Source organism: Pseudoalteromonas sp. GB56 (assembly GCF_054923835.1).
Map to the genome: position 1 here is coordinate 1,342,656 of NZ_JBPCHK010000001.1, position 17,388 is coordinate 1,360,043.

At 46.9% G+C, this 17,388-nt stretch carries 18 protein-coding genes and 1 pseudogene; 16 read left to right on the top strand and 3 right to left on the bottom strand.

Annotated elements, in window-relative coordinates; all coding sequences use genetic code 11:
* Position 1: 1 nt before the first annotated feature.
* The 5 genes and pseudogenes from ACH19P_RS06315 (at position 2) to ACH19P_RS06335 (ending at position 3,532) form a co-directional block, all read left to right on the top strand.
* Positions 2-973, top strand: a complete 972-nt coding sequence (locus ACH19P_RS06315; RefSeq protein ID WP_462157682.1) for an OmpA family protein — start codon at positions 2-4, stop codon at positions 971-973.
* The gene (locus ACH19P_RS06320) at positions 973-1,758 is read left to right on the top strand and encodes a ParA family protein (RefSeq protein WP_462157683.1); all 786 of its coding nucleotides are present in this window, start codon (positions 973-975) and stop codon (positions 1,756-1,758) included. The genes ACH19P_RS06315 and ACH19P_RS06320 overlap by 1 nt, the downstream gene beginning before the upstream one ends.
* Positions 1,755-2,553: pseudogene (locus ACH19P_RS06325) on the top strand (chemotaxis protein CheW). Before ACH19P_RS06320 ends, ACH19P_RS06325 begins: the two are co-directional and overlap by 4 nt.
* 58 nt (positions 2,554-2,611) lie before the next feature.
* A complete protein-coding gene (locus ACH19P_RS06330; RefSeq protein WP_347391058.1) occupies positions 2,612-3,106 on the top strand; it encodes a chemotaxis protein CheW in 495 nt (164 codons plus the stop codon).
* A 3-nt stretch (positions 3,107-3,109) separates the two neighbouring features.
* Entirely contained in the window at positions 3,110-3,532 is a 423-nt protein-coding gene (locus tag ACH19P_RS06335; RefSeq protein ID WP_462157684.1) for a DUF2802 domain-containing protein, read from the top strand.
* Positions 3,533-3,548: 16 nt separating this feature from the next.
* Here the strand turns inward: ACH19P_RS06335 and ACH19P_RS06340 are convergent, their stop codons facing one another.
* Complete coding sequence (locus tag ACH19P_RS06340; protein ID WP_462157685.1) at positions 3,549-3,854, bottom strand: EscU/YscU/HrcU family type III secretion system export apparatus switch protein; 306 nt, start codon at positions 3,852-3,854, stop codon at positions 3,549-3,551.
* 5 nt (positions 3,855-3,859) lie between these two features.
* Positions 3,860-6,457 carry a flagellar hook-length control protein FliK gene (gene fliK / locus ACH19P_RS06345; RefSeq protein ID WP_462157686.1) on the bottom strand — a complete coding sequence of 866 codons (2,598 nt, stop codon included), beginning with the start codon at positions 6,455-6,457 and terminating at the stop codon, positions 3,860-3,862.
* A gap of 101 nt (positions 6,458-6,558) precedes the next feature.
* On the opposite strand from fliK, the gene ccmA reads away from it, so the two are divergent.
* The 10 genes from ccmA to ACH19P_RS06395 are packed head-to-tail and all read left to right on the top strand — an operon-like array spanning position 6,559 to position 14,244.
* On the top strand, positions 6,559-7,179 hold the full coding sequence (ccmA, locus tag ACH19P_RS06350; RefSeq protein WP_462157687.1) for a cytochrome c biogenesis heme-transporting ATPase CcmA: 621 nt from the start codon (positions 6,559-6,561) through the stop codon (positions 7,177-7,179).
* Positions 7,179-7,865, top strand: coding sequence for a heme exporter protein CcmB (ccmB, locus tag ACH19P_RS06355; protein ID WP_462159320.1), 687 nt, complete (start codon positions 7,179-7,181; stop codon positions 7,863-7,865). Before ccmA ends, ccmB begins: the two co-directional genes overlap by 1 nt.
* Positions 7,865-8,602, top strand: coding sequence for a heme ABC transporter permease (locus ACH19P_RS06360; protein WP_462157688.1), 738 nt, complete (start codon positions 7,865-7,867; stop codon positions 8,600-8,602). Before ccmB ends, ACH19P_RS06360 begins: the two co-directional genes overlap by 1 nt.
* 1 nt (position 8,603) lies before the next feature.
* Positions 8,604-8,816, top strand: coding sequence for a heme exporter protein CcmD (gene ccmD / locus ACH19P_RS06365; RefSeq protein ID WP_462157690.1), 213 nt, complete (start codon positions 8,604-8,606; stop codon positions 8,814-8,816).
* Positions 8,816-9,295: a cytochrome c maturation protein CcmE gene (ccmE, locus tag ACH19P_RS06370; protein ID WP_462157692.1), complete on the top strand. Its 480-nt coding sequence runs from the start codon at positions 8,816-8,818 to the stop codon at positions 9,293-9,295. The genes ccmD and ccmE overlap by 1 nt, the downstream gene beginning before the upstream one ends.
* Positions 9,296-9,297: 2 nt before the next feature.
* Positions 9,298-11,238, top strand: a complete 1,941-nt coding sequence (locus ACH19P_RS06375) for a heme lyase CcmF/NrfE family subunit (RefSeq protein ID WP_462157693.1) — start codon at positions 9,298-9,300, stop codon at positions 11,236-11,238.
* Positions 11,235-11,798 (top strand): redoxin family protein, encoded by a 564-nt coding sequence (locus tag ACH19P_RS06380; protein ID WP_462157694.1) that lies wholly within the window; start codon positions 11,235-11,237, stop codon positions 11,796-11,798. Before ACH19P_RS06375 ends, ACH19P_RS06380 begins: the two co-directional genes overlap by 4 nt.
* Positions 11,799-12,260: a cytochrome c-type biogenesis protein gene (locus ACH19P_RS06385; RefSeq protein WP_462157695.1), complete on the top strand. Its 462-nt coding sequence runs from the start codon at positions 11,799-11,801 to the stop codon at positions 12,258-12,260. It begins immediately after the preceding gene.
* On the top strand, positions 12,260-13,498 hold the full coding sequence (gene ccmI / locus ACH19P_RS06390) for a c-type cytochrome biogenesis protein CcmI (RefSeq protein WP_462159321.1): 1,239 nt from the start codon (positions 12,260-12,262) through the stop codon (positions 13,496-13,498). The genes ACH19P_RS06385 and ccmI overlap by 1 nt, the downstream gene beginning before the upstream one ends.
* An 8-nt stretch (positions 13,499-13,506) precedes the next feature.
* On the top strand, positions 13,507-14,244 hold the full coding sequence (locus ACH19P_RS06395) for an MlaA family lipoprotein (RefSeq protein ID WP_462157696.1): 738 nt from the start codon (positions 13,507-13,509) through the stop codon (positions 14,242-14,244).
* Between the two features lie 57 nt (positions 14,245-14,301).
* Here the strand turns inward: ACH19P_RS06395 and ACH19P_RS06400 are convergent, their stop codons facing one another.
* Positions 14,302-15,522 (bottom strand): EAL and HDOD domain-containing protein, encoded by a 1,221-nt coding sequence (locus ACH19P_RS06400; protein ID WP_462157698.1) that lies wholly within the window; start codon positions 15,520-15,522, stop codon positions 14,302-14,304.
* A gap of 352 nt (positions 15,523-15,874) precedes the next feature.
* Between ACH19P_RS06400 and putP the strand changes: the two genes are divergently transcribed.
* A complete protein-coding gene (putP, locus tag ACH19P_RS06405; protein ID WP_462157699.1) occupies positions 15,875-17,359 on the top strand; it encodes a sodium/proline symporter PutP in 1,485 nt (494 codons plus the stop codon).
* Positions 17,360-17,388 lie beyond the last annotated feature (29 nt).

Consider the following 17,388-nt stretch of genomic DNA (forward strand, 5'->3'; position numbering starts at 1 on the left):
TATGCGCTTTCGCCATCGTCGTGGTCATGCTAAAGAGTCACAACATACACATCGTTGGTTGGTTTCTTATGCTGATTACATGACCATTATGTTTGCTTTTTTTGTGGTGATGTACGCCATCGCTATCAATAACAAAGATGAGCAGTTCGCCGTGTTTTCACAAACCCTTGAGCAAATTTTTGATAAAGCGACGAATATTACCGCCGCCGATGGTAACAATGTGTCCACGAACGGTTTATTGACAGAGCCCTTGCCACCCACAGATGACGTACTCCATGGCGAAAGTGTGCAACCTGAATCCCCCGCTAGCAGTAAAATATTACCCGAGCACACAGATGTTAGTTTAGTGGCGCAGCAGGAAATGGGCGAGCCGCTGGAAAGCCTTCTTGATAAATTCACCGGCGCGTTATTAAACGAAATCCGCCATGGTGATGCGCAGATTGAACTGAATGATGACTGGCTGACTATAGAAATGAGCTCAGGCATGCTGTTTCCAAGTGCGAGCGCTACAGTGACAAACCAAGCCAAAGAAGTGATTGCGCGAGTATCGGACATAATTCGTCCTATGCGTAATTACCTGCGTATTCGTGGGTATACTGATGATTTACCTATTCGCAATGAGTTGTTTAACTCGAATTGGCAATTAAGTGCAGCCCGCGCTGCGGAAGTCGTTAAACAACTCCAGGAGCAAAATATCAATCCATCACGAATGGCATTGGAAGGGTACGGTCAATACACGCCTTTTGGTGACAATGATACCCTCGAAGGGCGGGCGCAAAACCGTAAGGTAGTTATCGCAATCTCTAAATATGCGCTCCCTGAAGAGGCCGTCACTGACCAGCCTGTCGATGTGACTGAACCAATGGTGCAACCGCAAGAAGTTGAAATACCAAGCGAAGACAATACGATAAAAATAATACAGTTACCACACGGTGGTATCCGAATTACGACGCGCAATGAGGATAATAGGTAATGAAGGTTTGGACTGTTGCCAACCAAAAAGGCGGTGTGGGTAAGACGACGACGACGGTAACATTAGGTGGATTACTTGCCGCTCAGGGTAAACGTGTTCTGCTTATTGATACCGACCCACATGCTTCACTCACCTATTACTTTGGCATTGATTCTGAGCAAGTTGAAATCAGCGCATACGACGTTTTTGCTCGCGGTAAAAGTATGCAAGCAGAAGAAATATTACAGGCGTTGTGTCCAAGTGGTGTAGAAAATATCGATATTCTCCCGGCTACCATGTCTATCGCTACACTTGATAGAAGTATGGGAAACAAAAATGGCATGGGGTTGATTTTAAAGAAGGTGCTAGCGAAAATCAGTGATTTTTATGATTACGCCTTACTAGACTGCCCACCTGTTTTGGGGGTGCTGATGGTCAATGCCTTAGCGGCAAGTGAGCGCGTGCTTATTCCAGTGCAAACTGAGTTTCTAGCACTTAAAGGGTTAGACCGAATGATGCGTACAATGGAGCTGATGCAACAAAGTACAAAAGGAAGTGCATACCAATATACGGTTGTAGCGACAATGTACGATAAGCGTACGAAAGCATCTTTAGAGGCTTATAAGAAATTACGAGCGACCTACAACGACAGTGTGTGGCCTGGCGTGATCCCCGTTGATACCAAGTTCCGCGATGCCAGTTTAGCGCAACAGGTTCCCAGTGAACATTGCGCCAAAGCACGGGGTGTACAGGCGTATCGTGCGTTACTCGACTACCTCCAAAATAAACACTTGGGTGGCTCATGAGTGGTATTAACGACAGAGTAATGCGTCAGTACCTCGATGCACTTCTCAACGAAGACGCACCGAGCCCTCACGTTGCTCGAAAGAAGACTGCGCAGGCTAAACCAGTTGCCCTTAAAGAGCAGACGCCAGCAATTAATGTGCAGCCCATAGAACAATTGCTCGCGCAAGTTCCAGACGAAGATGTAACACACACATCAGATGTGAATCATCAGGCCAATGAAGTGCCGCAAGATTTGATTGCACAGCAAACCGCAAAATTGATGGCTGATGAGCAAACACAGCAACAAACAACGACAAAGCAAAGTGTGCCATTGCGAGCGCCCCAAGCTGCGCGTGAACAGTACATGGAGGGGGAATTCCAAGCGCTGTTCTTTGATGTTGCAGGGTTAACCTTGGCGGTGCCGTTAAAATCACTCGGTGGCATACATCAGAATCAGCGAGGTTAACCAATTATTTGGTAAGCCTGCTTGGTTTAAGGGCGTGATGCTCAATCGAGAAGAAAAAATTAACTTAGTCGACACTGCTCGCTGGGTAATGCCAGAAAAATATGACAAAAATTTAGAACAGGCATTAAACTATAAGTATGTGATTATGCTCGGAGAATCCCAATGGGGGTTGAGTGCCGAGAACTTAATAAACAATGTCACCTTAAAAGCAGAGGATGTGAAGTGGCGTCAAAGTCACGGGAAGCGTCCTTGGTTAGCGGGTGTCATCAAAGACAAAATGTGTGCCTTGATAGATGTTGAAAACCTGCAATTGTTGTTAGAACAAGGGTTTGACAGTCAAGCACAGTAAGATATTAATAATATTGCAACCCAAACCGCAGTAGTACAGCGGTAATACGGAGCTAAGTATGAGCGAAGAGAGAAAAGTGTCAGCACATGATGTCGATAGCAGCGATGAAGTTTTGCAATGGGTCACATTTCGCCTAGAGCAAGAAACCTATGGTATCAATGTAATGCAGGTACAAGAGGTACTTCGTTATACTGAAATCGCTCCGGTTCCAGGCGCACCAAGTTATGTGCTAGGTATTATTAATTTGCGCGGTAATGTCGTAACTGTGATTGATACCCGTGCGCGTTTCGGTTTGATCGATGCAGAGGTGACCGATAATTCGCGTATCGTCATTATCGAAGCTGAAAAACAAGTCATTGGTATCTTGGTTGATTCAGTCGCGGAGGTGGTTTACTTACGTAGCTCTGAAATCGATAGCGCACCAAATATCGGCACGGAAGAGAGCGCTAAGTTTATCCAAGGTGTCTCAAACCGTGACGGCGAATTACTTATCTTGGTTGACCTTAACAAGCTGCTCAACGACGACGAGTGGGATGAGTTGAGTAACCTGTAAGTAATGAAAAATCCGAACACATTATTATTGATTGCCGCGAGCGTAGTACTATTGCTCGCGGTTTTCGTCATTATTGCCTTGGCTCGTTTAAGTCGACTTAGTGACGCTCACCATGAGTTACAAAAGCAAATTTCAGACGCAGAGCATACTCAAAATCAAAGCCAAATACTTCGAGCAGAAGTAGCTGAGGTAAGAAATGCACTAGAAAATATGGCGAGCCATGTTCAGCAGTTGCGAGAACGCACTCAAGAGCTAGCTCAATTGCAGGACAACATCAAAGAAGCAGACCCTCAAGCGCGGTTATATTCACGCGCGGTGAAGATGATTGAGCTCGGTGCGCCGATGGATGAAGTGATGCAAGAGTGCGAGTTGCCTCGCGCCGAAGCTGAGTTATTGTTCTCTTTGCACGGTAAATCGACCAGCTAACAACTCGCTCAAATCCTCACGCTTTAATATTGAGCTTATTGCTAAAATTCTGCCAGCCAGGAGGAAATTTCCCTCTCAATACGTAAGAAAACGCAATAAGCTCAGCAATCACATAATAGAGCTCTTTCGGGATTTCTTGCCCTTGTTCTAGCATTTCTAACGTTTTTGCTAAATCAGCATCTTGGTGTATCAGAATGCCTTGTTCTTGTGCTGCTTCAATGATGTGCTCAGCCAAGTCACCAAAGCCTTTAGCACTCACTGTCGGCGCACTGCCTGGTTCATAGAGAAGGCCGATAGCGCTGCGTTGTTTAGTTTCTGACATCTCGATTACACCTTCAAATTTACGATACTGTGGCGCTTATAAAACTTTTGCCATTGCTGCGCTTGTTGCTCTGACACCTTTTCAACTTTGATTTGCGCCACGCCCAAACCGTGTTGCTGCAAATTACGACGTAAATCATCGCTGTGTTGTTTGGCAAGGTTTGCTAACTGTGAGGTGTTGGCACGTAATTCACAGTTAAGCGTTTGCTTACATAAATGAGCTTGAACACTGAGCTCCCCGAGCTTGGCGTAGTCAAATTGCATGCGCACAAACCATACGTCCTGATACTCACCTTTTTGATTTTTTTGCTTGTAGCGTCCTAGGGATAAGTGTGTTTGGCCGACATCGGGCGGCAAGCGCATAGGTAAAAACAGTTGCACCAGTGGGTTTGAATCCTGACTAGCTGCGGGTTGTGGTGCGCTGGATTGTGGGCTCATACTTTGTTGCAAGAAATTTAAATCTGCGAGCAGGGCTTGCGCCGAAGGGCTTTGTAGTTGCTGCATCACGGTGTCTGCGACGCCGCTGCTGGGCGCTTGCCCCATTAGTAAGTTGATAAGAGGCATCAATACGGTGTTGGCCGTTCCTGTGGCGGCCTGCGGTTGCGCCGCGAATATTGCGCTACTCGCCAGGGTAGTCACGAGCGCATCTATTTGTCCTGCGAAACTCGTGTGATATTGCGCTGCACTTAAACTTGTTGGTTGTAAATGCGCCATTACCTGCGCGGACATTAAGGGGGCGGGCATTGTCACATTCATCATCCGCGAGAATGCCTGATTAACCATGGCTTTAAGTTCTGTCGGTGCGTTGCTTAGCGCCTTATCCAATTGCGCCATGTGCTGTGTCAACTGTTGCGCGGGAGCAAACTGCTTTAGCAGCGGCGCCATTATGCGTGCTGTTAGTGGCAGTGGAGTCAATACTTTATTTAGCAAGATCTCATTACTCGTAGGAGGCGGCAGCAAAGGCGATAACAGTGAGCTAGGGGCATGGGGAAAGCCTGACGCTGGCCTTAACACTAAAGGGGTCGCACTGGAATGTAGATTGAATTGCGTTGTATTACTCGGTGCGACGCTCGCTTTGAGGACATTTTGCATTTGCACGATTAATGTCAGCAATGGTGATTTGTGTCTTATGATTGAGGGGATAGCATCAATAAATGATGTCGCTGCCGTTGGTGCGACGACTGCGTTAGTCGATAACGCAGAACTGGGTGTGCTGTTCGCGTTTGGCGGTTGTTGTTTGGGGTTGTTACTTGAAAGCAACGTTGTAGACAGCATTGCTTGCTTTATTTCATTTGCTGTACGAGCCCCTTCGCTAGCGTGTAGCTCGCTGAAACCTCGAACGTCTTTGAGCGCGAGTAACTGCGACAACTGTGCGGTTGTTAAGGCACTATCTACGACATTGCTTGGAGTAGGCCGCGCTAAAGAAACACTCAGAAGTGGTGATAGCAGTGCCTTTGCAGGGCTTTGCAATAGTTGATGCACCGGCATTAAACCACTGCGCTGATTTACTGAACCAGATTCCTTATTTGCGAAGGAGGCTTGCCACAACTGCAGATGTTGCTGTGCTCGCTGCCAAAGGCTATTTGTTTGCAAAGCGGCATTTTGCCCACTCGCTTGTTGTTGTATTAGGCGCTTTGGAACCGCGGTTTCCATCGAGGGGTTGATGCCCATGGGTCGTTGTGACGACGTATTAGTAATGTGGCTCGGGTCAAGTTTAGCGCTAGTCAATAACGTTAACGGTCCAGTTAATGTAGTATCCAAAGTCGTTTTAAGGTTAATCGGTGCAGGCGGCACTTGTAGCTGCAATTGTCCTTTGCTGTTTAGTTGCAAATGGGTTGGAGTGGGTGTGCCGGCCAATAACGACGTTTGCGTGCGTGTTAACGTGACACTCATAATTTTGATAAGTGCAGCGATTGCGCCGTGCTCTTTTTTCAGAGACACATGCGCTTGCAACTGCGATGGTGGAACTTCGATTTGCAGTGCCGGAGCGGCTTTTATCAATGCCTGCGAGAGCTTATCGAGAGGCAAAGGAGCGGGTATTCGCGCGCCATCTCGCAGGACCAATTTAGAAATCAACTTTCCTTGTTGTACGCTCAATTCCAAGGCCACCAATTGGGCGCCATTTTTGAGTAATTGAGCCGTGTTCTTGTCAATGTGAAAAGACGCATTGAGTTGCGCTAAGGTAATCGTTTGGCCACCTTGAAATTGAGCGTTTAGTTGCACTTGATTTATCGGTGCTTTGCTCGTGCTTTGCTGGCCTGAAAGTGTAGCCAGCAGTGCCATGAATTGCTGGGCCTTGTCTAAGGGTAAGTGAATTGGAGTGGGCTGAATCAGCACACTTCCGTCGGCTTTAATTTGCAGGTTTGCGGCATCGATTTTTACACCAATTAAGGCACTTTGCGATGATTCAAGAGGCAATGAGATGCTCTGCCAACGCCCTTGAACCTTGACTTCCATAGACATTTGTTGCGCTTGGAACTGGATATTCCGCGCAGCAAGAGGGCGCTCTAGAGGCAATTCGATGCTTTGTTGATTTTGCCCGGATGAGCCAGCAACTTGAAGCTGTATCGATAAGTTATTTAAAGGGGCAAACGGACCCGACATATTCCCCCTGAACGAGATCAAAGTTTTGCCTGCATTTTTTCGCATTAGCTTAGCATTATGGTAGACTATCGCCCAATTTTAAGCATTGAGAATGCCAGTTCGTGTTACACGTTGACGCAGTCACTTGCATAAAGCAAGAGCGATGTTTGTTCGAAGACCTGAGTTTTGAACTAAATTCCGGTGAGATCATGCAGTTAGAAGGCCCTAATGGGGCTGGGAAAACCTCGCTATTACGTATTTTAGCGGGCTTCGCTGAGCCTATGCAGGGGCAAGTAAGCTATAAACAAAAATGTATTCGTCGTTACCATGATGAGTACGCACAAGATGTTTTGTTTATTGGTCACAAAACCGGTGTGAACACGCAACTTAATGCCTTAGAAAATTGCCAGTTCTGGTTACAAACGCATGGCCTCGACGCACAAGTCGATTTGTACGACGTGCTTGCTGATTTGGGTTTGGTCGGCCTCGAGGATGTACCTGTACGCCAGCTTTCTGCGGGCCAGCAACGCCGAGTGGCACTCGCTCGCCTTTGGTTAAACCGTGCCCCATTGTGGTTACTTGACGAACCATTTACGGCGGTTGATAAAAAGGGCGTAAATTTTCTCCAAGCCCGTTTCGCAGAGCACCTAGCAAGCGGCGGCGCGATTTTATTAACCAGCCATCAGGATTTGACGACACAGTTCGACAACCTCAGTAAGTTGCAGCTGGAGTACCGTATTTGATAGCGCAAAATCAATCTTACTGGCGTGTTTGGGCCAGTGTGTATAAAAAAGATGTTCGTCTGGCATTTCGCCAGCGTAGTGACATTATCAATCCACTGTTGTTTTTCTTGATAGTGATCACCTTATTCCCTTTGGGTATTGGTCCTGAACCTAACTTATTGGCGCGCATGGCACCGGGCATCATCTGGGTAGCAGCCTTGCTTGCGACCATGCTGGGGCTGGATAAAATGTTTCGCGATGACTACCTCGATGGCACACTGGAACAACTGATGTTGTCGCCATTCCCTCTGTCGCTCACTGTGTCTGCGAAAGTTGCTGCGCATTGGACCATTACAGGTCTACCCATGGTGTTGTTGGCGCCATTGTTCGCGTTACTCATGAATCTACAGACACAAAGTTTAACGGCGATGATGTTAACTTTGCTTGTCGGTACCCCGTTGTTGAGTCTCATTGGCGCAATTGGCGCTGGACTTACTGTTGGGTTACAAAAGGGTGGCGTGCTATTAAGCCTTCTGGTGTTGCCGCTCTATATCCCTGTCCTTATTTTTGCAACCTCCGCTATCGATACGGCCAGCATGTCACTGGCGTATGGCGGACAGCTTGCGATCCTAGGTGCATTTCTAGCCGTAGCTAGTGTATTGGCGCCTATTGCCGTTTCATCAGCATTGAAAGTGAGTATTAACTAATGTGGAAGTGGTTACATCCCTACGCTAAGGCCGAAAGGGCCTACAAGTTGTGTAACACCCTGCTACCTTATTTTGCGGTAGTGGCCGTTGTCGGTATTGTGGTTGGATGGGTATGGGGCTTAGCCTTTGCGCCTGCCGACTATCAGCAAAAAGACAGTTATCGCATCATCTTTATCCATGTTCCTTCTGCAATTTGGTCCATGGGAGCGTATTCGTCCATGGCGATCGCTGCGCTTATTGCGCTGGTGTGGCAAATTCGTAATGCCCAACTGGCAGTGATTGCAATTGCGCCTGTGGGTGCAGCGATGACTGTTATTGCACTATTAACCGGAGCGGCTTGGGGCAAGCCGATGTGGGGTGCTTGGTGGGTGTGGGATGCGCGCCTGACTTCTGAACTTATTCTGTTGTTTTTGTACCTAGGTGTACTGTCTCTTTATCACGCCTTCGAAGACAAACGCGCAGGCGGCAAAGCAGCGTCAATTTTGGCACTTGTGGGTGTGGTGAACTTACCGATTATCCATTTCTCGGTAGAGTGGTGGAATACCCTGCACCAGGGAGCAACTATCACAAAATTCGATAGCTCAGCAATCGACCCTAGCATGTTCTGGCCGTTGATGGTGAACATTGCTGGTTTCTTAGGATTTTTAGGTGCAGTCACGTTGATCCGTTTGAAAACTGAAATATTAAAAAGCGAACAGCACCGCCCTTGGGTAAAAGAGTTGGCAGGGAGTAAGTAATATGCAGTTTGACAGTCTTTCTGATTTTTTTGCAATGGGTGGTTATGCGTTTTACGTATGGTTGTCGTTTGGCAGTTGCGCTTTGATTCTCATCGGTTTGTTATTCAGTTCCCTACGCGAAAAGCGCGTGCTATTAACTCAAGTCGCGGCTCAAAGTGCACGCGAACAACGTATTGAAAAGGCCAAAAAGGCCCAGCAGCAGGAGATGTTGTAATGAATCCAAGACGTAAAAAGCGTTTATTAACCATTATCGCCTTATTGTTTGGTCTATCGAGTGCAGTAGGATTGACCCTGTACGCACTGCAAGAGAACATTAATCTATTTTATACACCCAGCGAGCTCATCAATGGTAAAGGACCAAACCTTGAAAAACCAAGTGTTGGCCAAAAACTTCGCATCGGTGGCATGGTTGTGCCTGGGTCAGTAAAACGTGACGAAAACTCGCTGTTTGTTGAATTTAAATTGATTGATACAGGCCCGCTGGTGACTATTCGTTACAAAGGTATTTTGCCAGACTTGTTCCGTGAAGGTCAGGGAATTGTTGCCCAAGGTACGTTAGTGCAAGCCGACGTCATTGAGGCCTTCGAAGTGTTAGCAAAACACGATGAAGAATACATGCCTGAAGAAGTGGCGGAAGCGGTGAAGGGTATCAAACACCAAAAACCAACTTACAACTACAATAACGGCAACTAAGTATGATCCCAGAGCTCGGTTACTTTTCTTTAACCATAGCAATGGTACTGTGTGTACTGTTGTTTATTTTCCCCATTTGGGGAGCGCATACAGGTAATCTTCGCCTGATGCGGGCAGCGCCGTCGTTAGCGGTCGGTCAGTTTATCTTTGTGTTGTTGTCATTTGCAGCACTGATTTATGCCAGTTTGACTGACGATTTTACCGTTGCATATGTTGCACATCATTCGAGTAGCACTTTGCCTTGGTATTACAAAATCACCTCTACGTGGGGAGGGCACGAAGGCGCCATTCTATTGTGGTTGGTGATGCAAGCAGGCTGGACAGCTGCGGTGGCATTGCTTTCTAAGTCATTACCTTGGCCTCTGCGAGCACGCGTATTGGCGGTGCTTGGCTTCCTGGCGGTTGGTTTTATGCTTTACACCTTGTTGATGTCGAGTCCGTTTGACCGTTTGTTGCCTTATTACCCAGTGGAGGGGCGCGACTTAAACCCATTACTTCAAGACCCTGGGATGATTATTCACCCACCGCTTCTGTACATGGGCTATGTGGGTCTATCTGTGTCATTTGCCTTTGCAATTGCGGCGCTGCTGACTGGTCAGCTTGATAACCTCTGGGCAAAATGGTCTCGTCCATGGACGATGGCGGCATGGGGCTTTTTAACATTAGGTATTACCATAGGTAGTTGGTGGGCTTACGCTGAGCTCGGCTGGGGCGGCTGGTGGTTCTGGGATCCTGTAGAAAACGCATCCCTGATGCCTTGGTTGGTGGCCACGGCTCTGCTGCATTCGCTTGCAGTTACTGAAAAGCGCGGCATCTTTAAATCATGGACTGTATTGCTGGCAATTGCGGCATTCTCGCTGAGCTTGCTAGGTACCTTTATTGTGCGCTCGGGCATTATCGTGTCTGTGCACGCGTTTGCGTCCGATCCAGACCGTGGCATGTTTATCCTCGCCTTCCTCGCAATTGTTGTCGGTGGCGGCTTAACCTTATACGCTCTTCGAGCTGGACAAGTCAGCAGTGAAGGGCGTTACAGCTTATTCTCACGTGAAGTGGCGTTGTGGTTAAACAATATTCTATTGGTAGTGGCTACCTTGATTGTCTTACTCGGTACTTTGCTACCTATGGTGCACAAAGAGTTAGGGCTAGGCTCTATCTCTATTGGTGAGCCGTTCTTTAATCAAATGTTTACGTATCTCATCGTGCCATTTGCCTTGTTACTCGGTGCTGCGCCATTGCTACGCTGGAAGCAAAACAAAGTCAAACAACTGGTTGGCAAATATGGCTTAGGCATCGTCATCGCCTTAGTGGCGACGGCTGCGTGGTTATATGGCAGCTATGAAGTTGTCAAACCGGTTACTTATTTGGCCACGGCTTTGGCGGTGTGGATCATCGTGATGAGCGCGCAAGATTTGCTCTTGAAAACCTCGCAAGCTGGTTCAATGAAGCGTCTTGGCTTGAGTTATTGGGCGATGTTGTTAGGCCACGTTGGTTTAGCATTAGTCATTATGTCTGTGGCTCTCACCTCGGCTTATTCAACTGAGCGAGATGTCCGTGTTCTGCCTGCTGAGCAAGTGTCATTAGGTGGTTACGACTTCCGTTTTGATGGGGTAAAAGTGATTCGTGGCCCGAACTACACAGGTCATGCTGGGGTTGTTACGGTGTTTAAAGAAGGCGAATTGGAAACGGTGCTCCACGCTGAAAAACGTCGTTATGATATTGGCATGCAGTTCATGACAGAAGCAGCAGTTGATGGCGAACTATCACGAGACTTATATCTGGCACTTGGCGAGCAGCTAAGTGGTGGTGCATGGTCGCTGCGTATTTATCACAAGCCATTCGTACGTGTTATGTGGCTCGGTGGTATCCTTATCGCATTTGCTGGGTTTATTGTTCTGTTTGACCGCCGTTACCGCCGTCGTAGTGTCAAGGAGGCGCAAGCATGAATAAAAAATGGTTAGTGTTAACACCGCTCGCAGTGTTTTTGCTGCTGTGTGTGTTTCTTTTTAAGGGCTTGTTCTCAGACCCTCGTGAATTACAAAGCGGTCGTGTTAATCAAGCACTACCGGCGTTTGATTTGCCCGATTTAATGGAGCCGAAAAAGCGTTGGACCAATGCGCAAATGCAAGGTCAGAAATACCTGATTAACGTGTGGGGTACTTGGTGTCCAACGTGTATTGCCGAACTCGGTTATTTGACTGAGCTGCGCGAGCGCGGCGTGACCATTGTTGGTTTGTACTATGAGCAAGGCTATGACCCCGATTTCGGCGACACCTTTGAGCTCGACAAATTGCAACAAGAAGTGCGTGACATGTTGAGCCGAGCGGGCGACCCTTATGTGTTCAATATGCTTGATTTAGACCGTCAATTCATCCTTGATTTGGGCGTATCCGGTGCACCAGAAACCTTCTTGGTGGATGAACAGGGCACAGTGTTAGTTCACCACACAGGTGATGTAAACCCGCGCGTGTGGCGCGCCAAATTTGCGCCACTAATGGGGGAATAAATGCGTATATTAGTTATTGCACTTTTTATCTTTTTTACTGGTAACGTGTTGGCGGTAGAAGAAAAATATGATTTCGAATCGGCTCAGCAAGCCGCTCTGTTCACGGAGTTGACCAAGGAGCTTCGCTGCCCTAAATGTCAAAACCAAAATATTGCAGACTCTGATGCTGTGGTCGCTAAAGATTTACGCGACAAAGTGGAAGATCTCGTTAAAGCTGGTCAAAGTAAAGATGAAGTCATTGATTACATGATTGACCGATACGGGTATTTTGTTCACTACCAACCGCCAGTGACGCCAGCAACGATTTTCTTGTGGATCTTGCCGGGCTTTATTGTGGTTGCCGGATTCGCGTTTATTATTTTGCGCCAGAAAAAGGCAGCGCAAAAAGCAACCTGGTCTGACGCTGATGAACAACAGCTGCAAGCCTTGATTAAGCAGTACAAGCGTAAGGAGTCAGCATGATGTTGTCATTATGGGGAGCCTTTGCTGGCTTAACATTATTGGCCTTGTTATTTGTTTGTTGGCCGTTTTTTAGAAATTTCAAAGCAGTGGCAAATCCAAGCGTGAATGCTGAACGTATTGATATTTTCGAGCAACGCCAGCAAGAGCTAGCCGACGATTTAGCATTAGAGCGTATTTCAGAGCAAAGCTACAGTGAGTCGTTACTAGAGCTAAAACGTAGACTATTGAATGACTTGTCTCCAGAGCAGCAGCTGCAAAGCCGCGGTAATAATCGCATTTTGGCGTTAACAGGTGCCAGCTTTGTTGTTTTGCTGAGCGCCGTGTTTTATTACTTTACGGGTAATCAGGCACAGCTGTCAGGCTGGGAAAAGGCCATGAAAGAACTGCCTACACTCGGTGAGCGTGCGGTCATGGGGAAGGGCGAGCCACTTGATGCGAACGAGCGTCAAGCGTTAGTGCTAGGTTTACGTACGCGTTTAGCGCAAGACGGCGATGATGCGGTAGCGTGGTTGATGTTGGGGCGTGTCGCAATGACCCTAAACGACTACGAGATGGCGATGCAGGCATTCGATAAAGTGTTGTGGATGGACCCAGAAAATATCTCTGCCAAAGTCAGTTATGCGCAGTCTTTACTTGTCCAAGGTGATGAGTCTGGTATGACTCAGGCGGCAAAATTGTTGTCGCAAGTGTTACAAGTACAGCCACAGAACTTAGACGCCATTTCAATGCTGGCGCTTATAGCTTATGAGCGCAAAGACTGGCTTGAAGCAAAAAGTGCATTTGAGTTGATACTCTCAACGATGACTGAATCAGACCCACGTTACACGATGGTTGCGCAGCGCATTGCAGAGATAGAGGCGCGTATCGCACAGACTCAAGAGGTCGCGCCTGCACATCAAATTTCGGTGTCTGTGAGCATTGCCCAGCAGGTGGCAGATCGCATTCCATTGAACAGTGTGTTGTTTGTGTTTGCCAAGGCTGCGTCGGGTCCGCCAATGCCGTTGGCTGTGAAACGATTTGAGGAATTTTCTCTGCCGTTAACGGTGACTTTAAGCGAGGCAGATGCGATGATGGCTCAACTTAGTTTGACGCAATTCGACCAAATTCAAGTATTTGCTCGTATCTCAAAAGACGGCGATGTTGCCGTTGATTTAGGTGAGTTGGAAGGCAAATCAGCAGTGTTTAATCATCAAGAACAACAACAGGTAGATGTTGTGATTAATACTTTGATTCAGTAGGAAGAAGAATGCTTAAAAAGACGTTTATTACGTTCGCAGCGGTGCTCCTGAGTGCATGTGCGCAAGTGCCCCCTGAAAAAGAAGACCCACGTGACCCATTGCAAAGCATTAACCGTCCGTTGTACGACTTCAATATGGATGTGCTGGATGCGTATATTTTGCGCCCTGTGGCTGTGGGCTATGTCGAAGTAACGCCAGCGCCAGTGCGTCGTTCGGTTGTGAATTTTACCAACAACATAGTGGCGCCGACTGATGCGGTGAACGCGGCATTACAAGGTAAAGCGGATAAAACTGGTATCGCTGTGGCGCGCTTTTTAGTGAACACTACAGTCGGAATTGGCGGCTTGTTTGATGTGGCGACGAGCTTAGGTCTTGACTACGTCGATGAAGACTTTGGCCAAACCTTGGGCGTGTGGGGCGTAGGTGATGGTGCCTATGTCATGCTACCAGGTATGGGACCGAGCACAGTGCGCAATTTCACGGGTGACATGGTGGATAACTTCGTATTGCCAGAGATTGCATTGACCACACCGCAAACCATTTTGGTCTTTGCACTTCGAGTGGTAGAAACCCGTGCGTCTCTCATCCCGCAAGAGAGCTTACTCAATGAGTCGCTCGACCCATACACTTTCGTGAAGGATGTGTATTATCAGCGCCAGCTCTACGAAGTATACGATGGTAATCCACCGATGCAGGAAGAACCAGAAGCTGAAGATTATGATGATGACTTCTTAGAGAATCTCTAAGTAGTCAGCAATAAAAAAGCCGGTACAGTTACCGGCTTTTTTAATGTTTAAACGCGCTTACATAATCGCTTGGATTTGCTCTTGTGCCCAATGGATTGCTTCATGATACGCATCAGGAACGGTTGTCGCATCGAGCTTCATTTCTTCCATAGTTTTATTCGCATCTTGCCATTTTGCTTGCTCGTATTGCTCTACCAGCGTGATGTATTTCGCCAAATCGCCTTCGCGGTCACGTAAGGCTACTTTGATGTCATTTGCCAATGGTAAACGCTCCACCACTTCAGCCATGTCTTGGTCGAGGATTGCATCCAGTAACGACATCATCGACGTTAAAAAGGCGCGGCCTGAATCCACAGAGCCAGGGTTTTTTTCTGCGAGGACTTCAGCGAAGCGTGCGCGTGTAAGTGACAACAGCATCAATTCTGCTGGTTTATCAGACGACAATTGCGCGGTGAACAGCAAGGATAGAAACTTCTTAATTTCTGCCGCACCCAACACAACCAGCGCTTGCTTGATAGTTGAGATTTCAGCACGACGTTTGAACATGGCAGAGTTTGAGTAGCGTAGTAACTTATAAGATAAGTTAACGTCGCGCTCGAACACTTTGGTGATCTTCTCTAAATCCATGTCTGTGGTAGACGTTTCGTATAGCAATTCGGCAAGGGTTAACTCAGAAGGTGGCAAGGCTTTGCTTTGTACCATTTCTGGTTTTGAGAAGAAGAACCCTTGGAAGTAGCTAAATCCTAAGTCCATCGCTTGTTGATACTGTTCATACGTTTCAACTTTTTCAGCGAGAAGTTTGATATTAGGGTAAGGCTTCACCGCCGCGATGATTTCTTGGATCTCCTCAAGTGTAGAGTCCAAATAATCAACTTTAATAATATCGATATGTGGGAAAAAGTGGCGCCAAACGTTTTGATGTTTGTAATCATCAAGCGCGATTGTATAGCCCTGCTCTTTAAGTTGCTGAGTCAGTGCGAGTAGGCGTTTTCCTGGTTGAACTGTTTCAAGGATTTCCACAACGATTTCATTCGAACCCATCATGGAAGCATACCCTTTTACGAGGGTATCCAAAGTGAAATTTATAAAGGCGGGCTTATTGCCCGTTAGCTCTTCTAAGCCAAAGGTAAATTGACTGCCTTCGATAAGACGAGAGGTGGCTTCGTCGCCATTAATTTTTGGAAATACGTTATCCAGGCCGTCACGAAATAGGAGCTCGTAGCCCACCAGTGACTTATCCCTATCTAATATGGGTTGCCGAGCAGCGTAGAAATTCATTATTCACATCCAAACACGTTGCTTATTACTTAACAATATATGAGAAAATCGTTGCTCTTTCATCAAGTATCTAAAAAATTTGTTGTAGTTTAAGCGTTATTTTTACTTTAAAACAATACCATAGCGCATTTTATCAGCACTAAAGCACATTAACGCACCAATTGGAGTTGGCGACTATGAGCATGCTATAGTGATGTGACTAAAACTGCACTAAGTGTAGTTGAAACTAGAACTTGTTGAACTTCCCACGTTAAATTTATTCGTGAGCTGATTCAACAGCAGCACATAATAACAACATATACGCCGGTAACTATGCAGTACCGTGCCTTTTAGCGCTAATTTGGAGGCTAGTTTGGAATTAGGAACAGTTATATCCCTCGCCATTTATTTTATTGTCATGCTGGGTATCGGGCTATACGCCTATAAACAGTCTACCGATGATGTTTCCGGCTATATGTTAGGCGGGCGTAATCTTCCTCCTAGTGTAGCGGCTCTCTCTGCGGGTGCGTCGGACATGAGTGGCTGGATTTTAATGGGTTTACCAGGCGCTATGTTTGTTAGCGGTTTCAGCGCTACTTGGATTGCCATTGGATTAGTTATCGGTGCTTGGGCAAACTACTTCCTTGTGGCTCCTCGATTGCGCGTTTATACAGAGCGTGCGAATGACGCGATTACTATCCCTGACTATTTTGCTAACCGTTTTGATGATTCAAAAAATGCGCTGCGAGTCGTCTCTGCTGTTGTAATCATTCTATTCTTCACTCTTTATACTTCATCAGGCGTGGTTGCTGGAGGCAAACTGTTTGAAGAGTCTTTTGGTCTTTCATATGAAATGGGATTATACGTCACGACCGGTGTGGTTGTGCTTTACACCTTGTTTGGCGGCTTCCTCGCGGTAAGCCTTACAGACTTTGTTCAAGGTTGTATCATGTTCCTCGCGCTCATTATTGTGCCAGTGGTGACTTTTAGTTTATTGGATGAGCCGATGCCTGCGACGCTAGAACAAATTAACCCAAACATGCTTGATTGGGTCGGTACAGGGTCAATAATTGGCATCATCTCAGCGATGGCTTGGGGTCTTGGCTATTTTGGCCAACCGCATATTATCGTGCGCTTTATGTCGGTACGAACAGTGAAAGACATTCCGACCATGCGCCGTATTGGTATGTCGTGGATGATAGTCGCTGCGCTAGGTGCCGTTGCTACGGGCTTGTGTGGTGCTGCTTATAGCTATGAAAAAGGCATTGAAGTTGCTGATCCTGAAACTATTTTCTTAATCTTGTCGCAGTTGCTGTTCCACCCACTGGTTGCGGGATTCCTATTGGCAGCCATTCTTGCGGCTATAATGAGTACAATTTCTTCTCAGCTACTTGTGAGCTCTAGCTCTCTAACCGAAGATTTCTACAAAATTTATGTAAAGCGTGATGCAACGGATAAAGAGTTAGTACTGGTTGGCCGTATTAGTGTGTTAATTGTGGCGCTGTGTGCCATTTACTTGGCGTACGACAGAGATAGCTCAATCTTAAGCCTAGTCAGTAATGCGTGGGCAGGATTTGGCGCTGCATTTGGTCCATTGATTCTGTTTAGTCTTTATTGGCGTCGAATGAACCTATCAGGCGCATTAGCAGGGATGATTGTGGGTGCAGCGACTGTGCTGTTTTGGATTTACGCGCCGATTGAAATTGACGGGCAATCGCTCAGTGGTTGGATGTACGAAATCGTTCCTGGCTTCATTCTTTCAAGTATCGCTATTGTTATCGTGACCTTGATGACTAAAGAACCACAACAGCAATTAACCGAAACCTTTGATAAGGTGGAAGCTGAGTTAAACAACTAAGCACATAAAAAAGCCACCGTAAGGTGGCT

Excerpts from the sequence above, each read along its gene's own strand:
- ACH19P_RS06400 (WP_462157698.1), bottom strand. The coding sequence starts at position 15,522 with ATGAATTTCTACGCTGCTCGGCAACCCATATTAGATAGGGATAAGTCA.
- ACH19P_RS06395 (WP_462157696.1), top strand. The coding sequence starts at position 13,507 with ATGCTTAAAAAGACGTTTATTACGTTCGCAGCGGTGCTCCTGAGTGCA.
- ACH19P_RS06320 (WP_462157683.1), top strand. The coding sequence starts at position 973 with ATGAAGGTTTGGACTGTTGCCAACCAAAAAGGCGGTGTGGGTAAGACG.
- ACH19P_RS06360 (WP_462157688.1), top strand. The coding sequence starts at position 7,865 with ATGTGGAAGTGGTTACATCCCTACGCTAAGGCCGAAAGGGCCTACAAG.
- ACH19P_RS06340 (WP_462157685.1), bottom strand. The coding sequence starts at position 3,854 with ATGTCAGAAACTAAACAACGCAGCGCTATCGGCCTTCTCTATGAACCA.
- ccmE (WP_462157692.1), top strand. The coding sequence starts at position 8,816 with ATGAATCCAAGACGTAAAAAGCGTTTATTAACCATTATCGCCTTATTG.
- ACH19P_RS06330 (WP_347391058.1), top strand. The coding sequence starts at position 2,612 with ATGAGCGAAGAGAGAAAAGTGTCAGCACATGATGTCGATAGCAGCGAT.
- ccmI (WP_462159321.1), top strand. The coding sequence starts at position 12,260 with ATGTTGTCATTATGGGGAGCCTTTGCTGGCTTAACATTATTGGCCTTG.
- ACH19P_RS06335 (WP_462157684.1), top strand. The coding sequence starts at position 3,110 with ATGAAAAATCCGAACACATTATTATTGATTGCCGCGAGCGTAGTACTA.
- fliK (WP_462157686.1), bottom strand. The coding sequence starts at position 6,457 with ATGTCGGGTCCGTTTGCCCCTTTAAATAACTTATCGATACAGCTTCAA.
- ACH19P_RS06380 (WP_462157694.1), top strand. The coding sequence starts at position 11,235 with ATGAATAAAAAATGGTTAGTGTTAACACCGCTCGCAGTGTTTTTGCTG.
- ACH19P_RS06375 (WP_462157693.1), top strand. The coding sequence starts at position 9,298 with ATGATCCCAGAGCTCGGTTACTTTTCTTTAACCATAGCAATGGTACTG.
- ACH19P_RS06315 (WP_462157682.1), top strand. The coding sequence starts at position 2 with ATGCGCTTTCGCCATCGTCGTGGTCATGCTAAAGAGTCACAACATACA.
- ACH19P_RS06385 (WP_462157695.1), top strand. The coding sequence starts at position 11,799 with ATGCGTATATTAGTTATTGCACTTTTTATCTTTTTTACTGGTAACGTG.
- ccmD (WP_462157690.1), top strand. The coding sequence starts at position 8,604 with ATGCAGTTTGACAGTCTTTCTGATTTTTTTGCAATGGGTGGTTATGCG.